Origin of the sequence: Rosenbergiella gaditana (assembly GCF_018494065.1) — a bacterium.
GTDB lineage: Bacteria > Pseudomonadota > Gammaproteobacteria > Enterobacterales > Enterobacteriaceae > Rosenbergiella > Rosenbergiella gaditana.
Genome location: NZ_JABBFR010000012.1, coordinates 15,631 through 28,794, shown reverse-complemented (window position 1 = coordinate 28,794; position 13,164 = coordinate 15,631). Strand labels below are relative to the sequence as shown.

The window sequence follows — 13,164 nt, the reverse complement described above, 5'->3', positions numbered from 1 at the left end:
GGCTGTGGCCTTAGCAGAGAGAGAGCGATATGTTTGGTAAAGGTGGTCTGGGTAACTTGATGAAGCAAGCCCAGCAAATGCAAGATAAAATGTCACAAGTTCAGGAAGAGATCGCCGCGTTAGAAGTGACGGGTGAGTCGGGTGCTGGCCTAGTGAAAGTGACCATCAACGGTGCACATAATTGTCGTCGTGTTGAGATCGACCCTAGCTTATTCGACGATGATAAAGATATGCTGGAAGACTTGGTGGCTGCGGCATTTAACGATGCAGCACGTCGTATTGAGGAGACGCAAAAAGAGAAAATGGCTTCTGTCTCAAACGGCATGCAGTTACCGCCTGGCTTTAAGATGCCATTCTAATGCAATCCAGCCCATTATTGGAAACTTTGATGGAATCCCTACGCTGCTTACCGGGCGTAGGGCCTAAATCAGCACAGCGGATGGCGTTCCATCTCCTGCAGCGTGATCGCAGTGGGGGAATGCGCTTGGCTCAAGCCTTAACGACCGCAATGTCTGAAATTGGTCACTGCCAACAGTGTAGAACTTTCACTGAAAAAGAGATCTGCGCGATCTGTACCAATAGTCGCCGTCAGGAAAACGGGATTATTTGTATTGTGGAAAGTCCTGCAGACATCCAAGCGGTTGAACAAACGGGGCAATTTGCCGGGCGCTATTTTGTCCTGATGGGGCATCTTTCACCCTTAGATGGTATTGGTCCTGACGATATCGGCCTAGATATACTCGAACAGCGCCTTCAAACGGAAACCTTAACGGAAGTGATTCTTGCCACCAATCCCACTGTGGAAGGTGAGGCAACGGCAAATTTTATTGCTTCCCTTTGTCGCCAATATGGGGTGGAAGCCACTCGTATTGCGCACGGTGTCCCTGTCGGGGGTGAATTAGAATTGGTTGACGGTACCACGCTTTCCCATTCGCTGGCTGGTCGCCAAAAGTTTAAATATTAATCGCTTGCTGATGTTATTCACGGCATCAGCTTGAAAAGCGAAAAACTGTCCCCATCTCCTTAAACAACATTGTTAACCCGTCATTTTGTTGAGGATGAATAAAAAATGAAAGGACAAGAAACCCGTGGCTTTCAGTCAGAAGTAAAACAACTTCTGCACCTGATGATCCATTCTCTCTACTCAAATAAAGAAATTTTCCTCCGTGAATTGATCTCCAATGCCTCAGATGCCGCAGATAAACTGCGCTTCAAAGCACTTTCTGATGCGAACCTCTACCAAGGTGATGGTGATCTACGTGTTCGTTTATCAGTAGACAAAGACGCCCGTACGCTCACGTTAAGTGACAACGGGATCGGTATGACGCGTGATGAAGTGATCGAAAACTTAGGAACCATCGCAAAATCAGGAACCAAAGCTTTCCTTGAGTCGATGGGCTCTGATCAGGTTAAAGATAGCCAGTTGATCGGTCAATTTGGTGTCGGTTTCTACTCAGCATTTATCGTGGCAGATAAGGTCACGGTACGCACGCGTGCTGCGGGCGCGGCGGCAGACCAAGCGGTCTACTGGGAGTCAGCGGGCGAAGGGGAATACACCTTAGCTGATATCGAAAAAGCGGATCGTGGAACTGAGATCACACTGCACCTACGTGAAGGTGAAGACGAGTTCTTAGATGCTTGGCGTGTGAAAAATATTGTTGGTAAATACTCCGACCATATCGCTCTACCTGTTGAAATCGAAGAAAAAGACGACGAAGCAGAAACGACGACCTGGGAAAAAATCAACAAAGCACAAGCGCTGTGGACCCGAAATAAATCGGAGATCAGTGAAGATGAGTATAAAGAATTCTATAAACATGTTTCTCATGACTTTGCCGATCCACTGATTTGGAGCCATAACCGCGTAGAAGGTAAACAGGAATACACCAGCCTGTTGTATATTCCTGCTCAAGCACCTTGGGACATGTGGAATCGCGACCATAAGCATGGCTTAAAGCTTTATGTGCAACGCGTCTTCATCATGGATGACGCTGAACAATTTATGCCGACTTACTTACGTTTCGTTCGCGGCCTGATTGATTCAAATGATCTTCCTCTAAACGTCTCTCGTGAAATTTTACAAGATAGCCGCGTGACACAGAGCCTGCGTACGGCACTGACTAAACGTACGCTGCAAATGCTTGAAAAGCTGGCGAAAGACGACAGCGAAAAGTACCTGACGTTCTGGAAAGCTTTCGGGATGGCGCTGAAAGAAGGCCCTGCAGAAGATCCTGCTAACTTGCAGACTATCGCTAAATTACTGCGCTTTGCGTCGACCAAAAATGACAGTGCGGAACAAACCGTCACGCTTGAAGACTACGTGGCACGCATGGCAGAAGGGCAAGAAAAGATTTACTTTATCACTGCGGATAGTTATGCCGCTGCGAAGAACAGCCCGCACTTAGAGTTATTCCGTAAGAAAGGAATTGAAGTGTTACTGCTCTCTGATCGTATTGATGAGTGGATGATGTCTTACCTTACCGAGTTTGATGGAAAAATGTTCCAATCGGTCAGTAAAGCGGATGATTCTTTAGACAAATTAGCCGACGAAGAAACAGAAGCCCAAAAAGAGAACGAAAAGGCGCTAGAGCCCTTTGTTGAGCGGGTTAAAAGCTTACTGGGCGAGCGAGTGAAAGAGGTGCGCTTAACACATCGTCTCACCGATACCCCAGCAATCGTCGTGACTGATGCGAATGAAATGAGTACGCAGATGGCGAAACTCTTTGCCGCAGCAGGCCAAGACGCACCTGAGGTGAAGTATATCTTTGAGATCAACCCTGAGCACCGTTTGGTGAAACAGGCCGCTGATACTCAAGATGACTCGCGCTTTGCAGACTGGATTGAACTTTTACTCGATCAAGCGCTGTTCGCTGAGCGTGGAACCTTAGAAGATCCGAACCAATTTATTCGTAGAATGAATCAGTTACTCCTCGCGTAGCCCCCCTCCAAGGCGTCGTGAAAGCGACGCCTTGTCTTGTGGTGAATGCAACATAGTGTTATTTTTGCCACTTCATAAGTTTAGTGCAATTCGCAAGAGGTATTACGCAATGCGTATTATTTTGCTCGGAGCCCCGGGCGCAGGTAAAGGTACTCAGGCGCAGTTCATCATGGAGAACTACGGCATACCACAAATTTCAACAGGTGATATGCTGCGTGCAGCCGTGAAAGCAGGCTCTCCATTAGGTCAGCAAGCCAAAGAACTAATGGACGCTGGGAAATTAGTGACCGATGAACTGGTTATTGCCTTAGTCAAAGAACGCATTGCCAAAGAAGACTGCCAAAAAGGATTCCTACTTGATGGTTTCCCACGGACGATTCCGCAAGCCGATGCGATGAAAGAAGCCGATATCGCGATTGATGTTGTTTTAGAGTTTGCGGTTCCAGATGACGTAATCATTGGACGTATTGCGGGGCGTCGTGTACACGCACCTTCTGGACGCGTTTATCACATCGCTTATAACCCGCCGAAAGAAGCGGATAAAGATGATCTCACCGGTGAACCCTTAACTATCCGTAAAGATGACGAAGAGGCGACGGTTCGCAATCGTCTTGTTGAATATCATCAAATGACTGCACCGTTAATTAACTACTATACTCAAGCTGCGGTAAACGGTGAAACGCGCTATGAAAAAATCGACGGCACACAACCCGTCGCGCAAGTGAGTGCCCAACTCAAGTCGTTACTCGGCTAATCCTAAGTGCCGAACTGTCTTTAACTGTTCGGCCTCTCACCGCTGTTTGCCTTAACTGATTCGCTTTTTTTAAACCAGGAAAAGTATATGACCGTAGATAAACCGGGCGTGTTATTAGTTAATCTCGGCACGCCTGATGCCCCGACGACTGCCGCGGTAAAGCGTTATTTAAAACAGTTCTTGAGTGATAAACGGGTTGTAGATGTCCCTGACCTGTTCTGGCAACCTATCCTGCGAGGAGCAATCCTGCCTTTTCGGTCTCCGAGAGTCGCCAAGCTATATGCCTCGGTATGGATGGAAGGGGGCTCTCCGCTATTAGTCTTTAGCCAACAGCAACGTGAAGCATTGGCGCAAAAAACGGATATGCCGGTTGCTTTAGGGATGAGCTATGGCAATCCCTCCTTGGAACACGCAGTCGATACGTTGCTTGATCAAGGTGTAACACGTTTGATTGTTTTGCCACTCTACCCGCAGTTTTCGTCGTCGACGGTCTCCGCGGTATGGGACGGTCTGTATAACACTTTCCGTAAACGTCGCACGATGCCAGCCATCAAGTTTATTCGCGATTATGCCACGCATCCTCTTTATATTGAGGCGTTGAAAGACTCTGTTCAGCGTAGCATTGCTGAGCACGGAAAACCTGACTTATTATTACTTTCGTTTCACGGTATACCTCAACGCTTTGCTAACCAAGGTGATGACTATCCCAAACGTTGCGAACAGACTTATCATGCCTTAGCACAAGCACTGGGTTTATCCTCGGAGCAGATTATGATGACTTATCAGTCACGCTTTGGCCGTGAGCCGTGGTTAATGCCTTACACTGATGAAACGATTAAGACCCTACCCGACAAAGGGATCCGTCATATTCAAGTGATGTCTCCAGGCTTCTCTGCGGACTGTCTAGAAACGCTTGAAGAGATTAACGAACAAAACCGGGAATTTTTTATGCATGCGGGAGGTGAAACTTTCCACTATATTCCAGCGCTCAATGCGGATCCCTTGCATATTGATATGATGTTGGCACTCGTAAATCAATTCAAATAATCTCAACCCAACGAGATCACTTAGTAAAGAACAGGGGAATTATGCTACTATTCTGCGCCTATTTCCCCTGATTAATCTCCACTATGAAATTTCCTGGTAAACGTAAATCAAAGCACTACTTCCCTGTTAACGCACGTGACCCATTACTGAACTCAGTGCCGGTTGAAGCTGAATCCATGGGCTGGTTGGTCGGCATTGACCAAACAATGGTTGATATTGAGGCAAAGGTTGATGATGACTTTCTCAGCCGTTATGGATTAACTGGGGGATATTCTTTTATCCTTGAAGACGACGTCTCTGAGGCGCTTTACCAAGAACTTCGCCAACGTAATCTCCTGTCACATCAATTCGCAGGCGGCACGGTAGGTAACACGCTGCATAACTACTCAGTCTTAGCGGATGACCGATCGATTCTTTTGGGCGTCATTTGTAATAACATCCATATCGGTGACTATGCCTATCGTTATCTCTGTAACACTTCTAGCCGTATGGATCTTAACCATATGCAAGGCGTGGAAGGGGCAATTGGTCGCTGTTATACCTTGATTAATTCGGCAGGAGAGCGAACTTTCGCCATCAACCCGGGCGATATTAATCAACTACGGCCAGAAAGTATTCCTGAAGAGGTGATTGCTGGCGCTTCAGCACTATTGCTCACCTCCTATCTTTTACGCGCTAAACCCGGTGAGCCAATGCCACAAGCGGCAATGCAGGCCATTGAGTATGCGAAAAAACACCAAGTCCCGGTCGTATTGACCCTTGGGACCCGGCATATTATTGCCGACGATCCGCAATTCTGGCGTGATTTCTTACGAGATCATGTGTCCATTTTGGCTATGAACGAAGAAGAAGCCCTGGAGCTAACCGGTGAAATCGATCCGCTTTTAGCGACAGATAAAGCGTTAGAATGGGTCGATTTAACCTTATGTACAGCAGGGCCTGCGGGCTTATATATGGGCGGTTATACCGAAGAAGCAAGCAAGCGTAACACTAATCTTCCTTTACTTCCTGGGGCAATTGCCGAATTTAATCAGTATGAATTTAGCCGAGCGATGCGTGCAGACGATTGCGAGCAGCCCTTAAAAGTCTATTCACATATTGCTCCCTATATGGGCGGCCCTGAAAAAATAATGAATACTAACGGGGCGGGTGATGGCGCCTTAGCCGCCTTGCTGCATGACCTTTCGGCTAATATTTATCATCGCCATAAAGTCCCGAATTCCAACAAACATCAGCATCCATACTTAACCTATTCTTCGCTGGCGCAAGTTTGTAAGTATGCCAACCGAGTGAGTTATCAAGTGCTGAACCAACATTCACCTCGATTAAGCCGTGGTCTGCCTGAGCGAGAAGATAGCCTAGAAGAGGCTTATTGGGATCGTTAATTGATCGCCCCCGTTAGCGGCGGGGGCGAATACTACGTCAGGGGGCAAAAGGCGCTCTGTTGCTGAGGCAATGTTCGTTGAACCGCTTGCTGTAGACTATAAGCAATTTCCCTTTCCCCCATGACAATATGATTACAGCCGTGTGCTTGCAGGTAATCCACTTCATCATCATGGTGAGCCCGAGCGAAAATAGATAAGTCAGGGCGTTTCTCGCGTGCAGTGATGGCGATTTCCCCCGATTCATAGCCATTAGGGATGGTCAGTAATAACCATTGTGCGCAGTCAATACGCATTAACTCCATCACTTCCGGTCTCGCTGCATTCCCATAAATCGCTAAGATACCCATTTCGCGCATTTCATCAATCCGGCTACGATTATTCTCAACCACCACTACCGTGATCCCCTCAGCGGTTAGCTGCTTATAGAGTAGGCGTCCGACGCGCCCATAGCCGACAATTAAGGCATGATTGCATAGGGTGATCGGCACTTGCGGTAGCTCTGCCACCAATTCAACGTCTTGCTCTTCTTTCGTTTCATTCTTTTCTCGCTTCATCCAGCGTTCAGCTAGGGTGAAAAGAATCGGATTAAGCATAATAGAGAGGATTGCTGCGGCCAGAACTAAATTCTGCCCCTGTTTACTGAGCAGATTTAAGGTTATTCCGAGGCCTGCAAGAATGAATGAGAATTCACCAATTTGCGCGAGGCTTACGGCGATAGTCATTGCGGTACGCTTGGAGTGACCTAAAGCTTTAACCAGCAACCAAGCGGCAACTGACTTTCCAAAAAGAATAATAATAAGTGCGGCGATAATCGCAAAAGGACGCTCAATTAAAATATGAGGGTCGAACAGCATGCCTACCGAGACGAAGAAAAGTACCGCGAAGGCATCGCGTAAGGGCAGTGTATCGTGGGCGGCGCGATGACTGAGTTCTGACTCGTTTAATACCATACCGGCGAAGAAAGCCCCGAGCGCAAACGAGACATCAAAAAGTTCCACTGCGCCAAAGGCGATACCCAATGCGAGGGCGAGTACTGACAGTGTAAAAAGCTCTCGTGATCCGGTTGCCGCGCTACGTGAGAGGATCCAAGGGATCACCCGCCGACCGACAATCATCATCAGCAGCATAAAAGCGATAACTTTGCCAATGGTGAGTAAAAGATCCCAGGCGAGAAGGGTAAAACTGGCATCTCCTTTTTCTAATACGCCCGCCATTGCAGGAAGCAGTACTAACGCCAGAACCATCACTAAATCTTCTACGATCAACCAACCGATAGCGATGCGTCCGCGTTGACTGTCTAACAGTTGTCGTTCTTCCAAAGCTCTGAGCAAAACAACGGTGCTGGCGGTGGATAAGCAGAGACCAAATACTAGTCCGCTCATTAATGGCCACCCGAGTAAGCTAGAGAGACCCATGCCAAGTAAGGTGGCGACAATGATTTGTGCAACCGCACCAGGTATCGCTATTGATTTCACCGACATCAAATCTTTGAGCGAAAAATGTAAGCCCACGCCAAACATTAACAAGATCACGCCTAACTCTGCGAGCTCAGGGGCAAGATTGGTATCGGCCACAAAACCAGGAGTGAAAGGCCCTGCTAAAACACCGGCTAACAGATAACCCACTAAAGGAGAGATGCGTAGGCGGTTCGCGAGCATCCCAAAAAGAAAGGCAAGCACCAATCCGCCGACAAGTGTCGTAATTAAGGGGGTGGTTGAATGCATCGGCCTCTCCATTTTGCAGGGAATAATGTCTTACCTTAACAAATAAAAGGAGTGAGCAGGCGAAACCGTGAGTAAGTATAAGTAAAGGTTACAAAGTATGACTGATGCGCTGCCGTAGTGCGCAAGACGTTATCTATTTTCCGCGACGTTACGTTTCAAATAATGGTTCACTACGCTGTCCCATACCCAGTTATAGAGATAGGTGTAAGGGAGATAAAAAAAGAGTAACCCAATATCCATCGTAAAGGCTTTTTGTAAAGACATCTCCATGCACCAAGCCGTTAAGGGTAAGGCCATACCCAATAGTCCTCCTTCAAAGCCAATCGCTTGTAATGATCGTACATAAAAATTACGAGGTGCACGTGGAGGATAAACGCGATCAAATAAGGCGTTAAACACCATATTCCAACCCATCGCCAATAAAGCAATGGCAATGACTGTTACCCCGATGTGTCCGATTGGGCGCTGTAAAAGCAGCGCAGCACCAGGGATGGTGATTAATAGTGCAGTGACTTCATACCCTACGGCGTGAAGAGTTCTCTCTTTAAGCGATTTGTGACTCATTTTTCTAGCGCTATATTTTCGATGGTAAGGGTGTATAGTACAAACTAGCTTGTATCGTAAAAAACGATAGGTAACGATGTATTACTCCCCCGAATCTCTGGAAGCCTTTGTTCAATCTGTTGCAAGCAGATCCTTTTCAGGAGCTGCCCGTGCGCTAGGAAAAAGTCAATCAACCATCAGTGTGGCCGTATCCAGCCTAGAGGACCACCTCGGGTTTGCGCTTTTCGAACGTACCTCAAGGCATTTAGTGCTGACAGAAGAGGGACGGAGAGTATTAGCCCAAGTACGGGACATTTTAGCGGCAAACCGACGCCTTGATGATGTGGCCTTGCGCCTGGCTCAAGGCATTGAACCACGTGTGACATTAGCGATTTCTGACCATTGGCCGGCTGGTCACCATGATCGATTATTAAGTCAATTTGCTCAGATGTTTACTGAAGTCGAATTCGAGTGCTTAATTGCTGAAAATGAAGATGTTATTGAGTTACTAAAAAGCGGTCGGGCGCAACTAGGGTTGATTACTAAGCAACCGCATCTTCCGACTGAACTGGTTAGCCGAAGTTTAGCGATTTCCGGGCATACCGGAATCTACTTGTCTAAAGACCACCCCCTCTGTCAGCAATCGACATTAACACTTGACGATCTGAAGGGAATACGTCAATTACAGCTTAATACTTGGAGTCGTGCGGGGATCCAACGTAGTGAGGGACTTGTTTGGTCGGCCTCTTCCTATATTCTTTTACTGGATATGGCACAGCAAGGTTTTGGCTGGGCGAAACTTCCCTGTTGGATGGTGGACTATTTCGGAAATGATAGTTTAACATTACTCCCCTTAGCTGGCTGGCCGCAAAAAATTAACCTAGACATTATTTGGTCAGCCCGCCATACGTTAGGCCCAGCCTGCTTATGGATGGTCGATCAACTTACTGCGGCGAAAGATTAGCGGTCACGTGCAATAGCCACAAAGTGGGCACGGAGTAGGGAGGCCAAGTCTTGCGGTGAAAGGCTGATATCCAGCCCGCGTTTTCCGCCGGAAATATAGATCTTGGGTAACTCTTCAGCACTACTGTCTATCAAGGTGGGTAATCGTTTTTTTTGACCGATAGGACTGATCCCGCCGACTTTATACCCAGTAGTCCGCTCAGCTATAAGCGGATCGGCCATATCGACTTTCTTACATTGCAATGCCTTGGCAACCTTTTTTAAGTCAAGCTGACTTGATACCGGCGTCACCGCCACCGCCAACTGCTTATTATCGCCGTTCATCGCGACCAATAAGGTTTTAAAGACACTCGACGCCACTAATCCTAACTTTTCAACGGCCTCTTCACCAAAATGTGTCTCATTAGGATCATGATCGTAGCTGTGTTGTTGGTAAGTGATATGTGCTTTATCGAGTTGTAGGATAGCAGGTGTCATAGTGGCTCTCTGGCATAAGAAGAGGTGAGAAGGTCAATCAAATTTTCTGGGCCACTTAGGTGTAATGCGCCCACGGCGACGAGATAGCGTCCTGCTGGCAGTGCAAGCAGATGTCTTGCCCACTGTTTATTACGTTGAGTAATAAAAGTATGTTGTAAATCATTACCGAAACTTCGCGATAACTCAGGTAACGACGAATAAGGTTGTTGGCTTTTCGATAGCCACCAATCGATCATTTTTTGAAGTTGCCGGGCATTGCTGCGCCAGTGCGTCAGACTATCCAACAGTAAATTGAGGCCATGGTCAGGAAGGGTGGTCAATAGATCGAGCTGCTGCTGCTGACTTTCCAAGGCAATGACCTGCTGATTGGCGTCGTGGGCAAGAGTCAAGAGCTGGTGATCGATACCAAACTCAGGGCGTAGCCCCAATAAATAAGCCTGTTTTTGCTGCAAAGTCAGGCCGATTTGCCACGCGGGGAACTGTGCAAGCATTTGGGCATCAAGATGACACTCTTGGCAGGCGGCATCGAACATTTGCCACTGCTCAGAGGTTAATACCTGCTGTAGAGGAGGAGCTTGCGTAGAAGACTCGACTTTAGGAGCTTGCGTATAAGTGATATCCGCTTCGACAACCAATGCGTGACACTGCGAGAGCGCTTTTCGCAGTCCACCCGGAAGGGGGGCCATGGCCGGCACCCCCATATGGATACTCCCGACTAAGATAAATTCTCTTTCCCCTGACGAACAGGTGAGGGAAAGCCATTCGCGGTTTGGCCTGAGCCACTGGCGAATTTTTGCCAAAAAATGAGGCTTAGTCATCGAGATGGGCTTGGTAACCTTCATCGCTAATCACATCGATTAACACTTCTGGCGCTGCCGTGGTGACCACCGCGGCGTGGTTAATGCTCACTTGCGCTGAGGTGACATCAGAGCGTTGTTCGAGTATCTTTTTAACTTGTGAGACACAATGATTGCAAGATAGACCACTGAGAGTGAATTGTAATGTTGTAGACATCGTCGCTCCTAATTCAGAGGGTATAGAGTTTGTAGTGTAGACCTTATCCTTAGGGGGAGGTCAAGTCTTGCACACTAATCCAAGAGTAAAAAAATGAATATTAGCCAAGCAGCACAGCGGACAGGATTGACCAGTAAAGCCATACGCTTCTACGAGGACAGAGGGTTATTCACTCCACCACCACGATCCCTAAATGGCTACCGAGACTATCATGAGCAGCACATTGAAGAGTTGACCTTGATTAGACAAGCTAAGGCCGCTGGATTTTCTTTGGAGGAGTGTCGCGAATTAGTTGGACTTTACCATGATCCTCACCGCCGCAGCGCGGATATTAAAGCCAGAACGCTGCAAAAAATCGAGCAACTGACTCGCCAGCTAGCCGAAATCACCCAGATGCGGGAGCAGTTAATTCGTCTCGCCGCGCATTGCCCAGGGGATGACAATGCAGCGTGTCCTATTATTTCTGGATGGACAAAGGGTTGCCAGATAGACAACCCTTAGCAGCTTAGTAAAGCAGAGAATAAAGCTGTCGACGATAACGTGTGGCCAACGCATCGCCCGTGCCTAATGCGGCAAGAATTTCTTGGAAGGTATTTCTCACTTGACCTTCACCACAGCTAAGGTCTTTGCGCAGCAGGGTAAACAATAATTCTAAAGCTTCTTCATGACGTCCTACTTGCTGTAACTGAATGGCGAGGTGATTAGCCACCGTAGCATTCTCAGGATCGGTGGCGAGTTCGGCCTGGAGCTGTTGAATTTCCGGCGAGTCAGCGGCTTGCTTGAGGAGATCAATTTGCGCAAGAAGTCCTTGATAGCGGCTATCTTGATCCTGCAAGGGGACATTTTTTAACACTTCTTCGGCTTCTTCACTGCGATTAAGGTCGAGTAGCGTTTTGGCATAGATAAAGCCAATCTCGCTATTCTTTTCACTCAGTTGCCACGCATCACGAAGCAATGGCAGTGCATCCAGAGGTTTATCTTCGGCTAACAGGGCTTGCGCTTGTTGCACTTTCAGTTCTTCTTCGCGGGGTAAGACTTTGGCGAGAAGTTCGCGAATAGCGGCTTCAGGTTGTGGCCCTTGGAATCCATCCACCGGTTGGCCATTTTGGAAGAGATAGACGGTGGGAATGGCACGCAGTCCAAACTGGCTAGCAATATGTTGCTGCAGATCACAGTCGAGGCGCGCTAATATAAATTGTCCCGCGTACTCATTGGCCAGTTTTTCTAATACAGGGGTAAGCTCTAGGCAATGCTGACTGCGTTCAGACCAAAAGTAAAAGACTACCGGCACGTGGGTCGATTGTTCTAATACTTGTTGAAGATTGCTCTCGTCGATCTCGATAATCGAAGCCTGGGGTGACATCATAATATTCCTCATCTATTAACTCTTCGCTTGATGCTAAACATGGGGATGTTTGCGTCCAGCTTCAAGGTAAACTCACGATTTCTTCGTGCGATTATTAAGAATCATATCCATCAGGCAACTGGGTAAAAGGCGTTTTGCGATGGCCATAGCGTGAGTCACCAAGGTGACCGGATAGCGATGTTGCGGTGAACGGCTCTCTAGCGCGTGACGAATTTTGGGAAGCAACGCTTCAGGGGGGAGGGCGAATCTTGCCGCTATCCCTGGATTTTCAACCGGATTGGCGTCATCGCCTTGATGGACATTACTTGAAAAAGCCGTCGTTATCGGCCCGGGTTCTAGCAAACTCACATAAATCGGTTCATTAGCCAGCTCCATCCGTAGGGTATCGGTCCACGCCTCCAATGCATATTTACTGGCGGCATAGGCACCGCGTCCCGGTGTTGCAATAAAGCCCATCACTGAGCTTGTATTCACGATCCGTGCGGTACCATTCGCACGCAGTAGCGGGAGTAGGCCGAGGGTGAGCTGATGAACGCCGAAGAAATTGGTCGAAAATTGCCGCTCCATTTGCTGTCGGCTAATGGTCGTTAAAGGACCATATTGGCCATAACCTGCGTTATTAAAGAGGGCAAACAATTTTCCCTCGGTCAGTGTGTGAACGTTTTCAATGGCCTGCTCAATAGAGGCTGGATCATCCATATCAATCTGTATTGCTGTTAATCCCAACGCATTGAGTCGTACCAGATCGTCGGGTTTTCGACACCCAGCGATAATACGATACCCACGCTGATTAAGGTCGAGGGCGCTAATCAGGCCGATGCCACTTGAGCAGCCAGTAATAAGGATGTTTTTTTGCACAGGTTCTATGGCTCACGATGATAAGAGGTATTCTACGCTAGCATAGAGAGAGGGATAAGTACCAGTAATGCTGGGGGATTAGCCCCAGCAAGGAT

The 13,164-nt window shown here is 47.8% G+C and carries 15 protein-coding genes; 8 read left to right on the top strand and 7 right to left on the bottom strand.

The window, feature by feature from the left end; all coding sequences use genetic code 11:
- Window positions 1-29 precede the first annotated feature (29 nt).
- From HH682_RS09885 to HH682_RS09860, 6 genes are all read left to right on the top strand, one after another.
- Window positions 30-359 carry a YbaB/EbfC family nucleoid-associated protein gene (locus tag HH682_RS09885; RefSeq protein WP_214237400.1) on the top strand — a complete coding sequence of 110 codons (330 nt, stop codon included), beginning with the start codon at window positions 30-32 and terminating at the stop codon, window positions 357-359.
- The gene (recR, locus tag HH682_RS09880; protein WP_214237399.1) at window positions 359-964 is read left to right on the top strand and encodes a recombination mediator RecR; all 606 of its coding nucleotides are present in this window, start codon (window positions 359-361) and stop codon (window positions 962-964) included. Before HH682_RS09885 ends, recR begins: the two co-directional genes overlap by 1 nt.
- A 105-nt stretch (window positions 965-1,069) precedes the next feature.
- Window positions 1,070-2,938: a molecular chaperone HtpG gene (gene htpG, locus HH682_RS09875; RefSeq protein ID WP_214237398.1), complete on the top strand. Its 1,869-nt coding sequence runs from the start codon at window positions 1,070-1,072 to the stop codon at window positions 2,936-2,938.
- Window positions 2,939-3,047: 109 nt separating this feature from the next.
- A complete protein-coding gene (gene adk, locus HH682_RS09870; protein WP_214237397.1) occupies window positions 3,048-3,692 on the top strand; it encodes an adenylate kinase in 645 nt (214 codons plus the stop codon).
- Window positions 3,693-3,779: 87 nt separating this feature from the next.
- Window positions 3,780-4,739, top strand: coding sequence for a ferrochelatase (gene hemH, locus HH682_RS09865; RefSeq protein WP_214237396.1), 960 nt, complete (start codon window positions 3,780-3,782; stop codon window positions 4,737-4,739).
- 83 nt (window positions 4,740-4,822) lie between these two features.
- Window positions 4,823-6,124: an inosine/guanosine kinase gene (locus HH682_RS09860; protein ID WP_214237395.1), complete on the top strand. Its 1,302-nt coding sequence runs from the start codon at window positions 4,823-4,825 to the stop codon at window positions 6,122-6,124.
- Between the two features lie 32 nt (window positions 6,125-6,156).
- On the opposite strand, the gene ybaL is transcribed toward HH682_RS09860, so the two are convergent.
- Together ybaL and HH682_RS09850 are read right to left on the bottom strand one after the other, a co-directional pair.
- A complete protein-coding gene (gene ybaL / locus HH682_RS09855) occupies window positions 6,157-7,848 on the bottom strand; it encodes a YbaL family putative K(+) efflux transporter (protein ID WP_214237394.1) in 1,692 nt (563 codons plus the stop codon).
- Window positions 7,849-7,977: 129 nt separating this feature from the next.
- Window positions 7,978-8,412 carry a PACE efflux transporter gene (locus tag HH682_RS09850; protein ID WP_214237393.1) on the bottom strand — a complete coding sequence of 145 codons (435 nt, stop codon included), beginning with the start codon at window positions 8,410-8,412 and terminating at the stop codon, window positions 7,978-7,980.
- Between the two features lie 76 nt (window positions 8,413-8,488).
- Between HH682_RS09850 and HH682_RS09845 the strand changes: the two genes are divergently transcribed.
- Window positions 8,489-9,355, top strand: a complete 867-nt coding sequence (locus HH682_RS09845) for a LysR family transcriptional regulator (protein WP_214237392.1) — start codon at window positions 8,489-8,491, stop codon at window positions 9,353-9,355.
- On the opposite strand, the gene ybaK is transcribed toward HH682_RS09845, so the two are convergent.
- The 3 genes from ybaK to HH682_RS09830 are packed head-to-tail and all read right to left on the bottom strand — an operon-like array spanning window position 9,352 to window position 10,845.
- On the bottom strand, window positions 9,352-9,831 hold the full coding sequence (ybaK, locus tag HH682_RS09840; protein ID WP_214237391.1) for a Cys-tRNA(Pro)/Cys-tRNA(Cys) deacylase YbaK: 480 nt from the start codon (window positions 9,829-9,831) through the stop codon (window positions 9,352-9,354). The genes HH682_RS09845 and ybaK overlap by 4 nt on opposite strands.
- Window positions 9,828-10,649, bottom strand: coding sequence for a TraB/GumN family protein (locus HH682_RS09835; RefSeq protein WP_214237390.1), 822 nt, complete (start codon window positions 10,647-10,649; stop codon window positions 9,828-9,830). The genes ybaK and HH682_RS09835 overlap by 4 nt, the downstream gene beginning before the upstream one ends.
- The gene (locus tag HH682_RS09830; protein WP_214237389.1) at window positions 10,642-10,845 is read right to left on the bottom strand and encodes a cation transporter; all 204 of its coding nucleotides are present in this window, start codon (window positions 10,843-10,845) and stop codon (window positions 10,642-10,644) included. The genes HH682_RS09835 and HH682_RS09830 overlap by 8 nt, the downstream gene beginning before the upstream one ends.
- Window positions 10,846-10,938: 93 nt before the next feature.
- Here HH682_RS09830 and cueR point away from each other — a divergent pair, with 93 nt between their 5' ends.
- Complete coding sequence (gene cueR / locus HH682_RS09825; protein WP_214237388.1) at window positions 10,939-11,346, top strand: Cu(I)-responsive transcriptional regulator; 408 nt, start codon at window positions 10,939-10,941, stop codon at window positions 11,344-11,346.
- Window positions 11,347-11,350: 4 nt separating this feature from the next.
- Here cueR and HH682_RS09820 read toward each other — a convergent pair whose 3' ends face one another.
- A complete protein-coding gene (locus tag HH682_RS09820; RefSeq protein WP_214237474.1) occupies window positions 11,351-12,208 on the bottom strand; it encodes a thioredoxin family protein in 858 nt (285 codons plus the stop codon).
- Window positions 12,209-12,283: 75 nt separating this feature from the next.
- Window positions 12,284-13,069, bottom strand: a complete 786-nt coding sequence (locus HH682_RS09815; protein ID WP_214237387.1) for an SDR family oxidoreductase — start codon at window positions 13,067-13,069, stop codon at window positions 12,284-12,286.
- Window positions 13,070-13,164 lie beyond the last annotated feature (95 nt).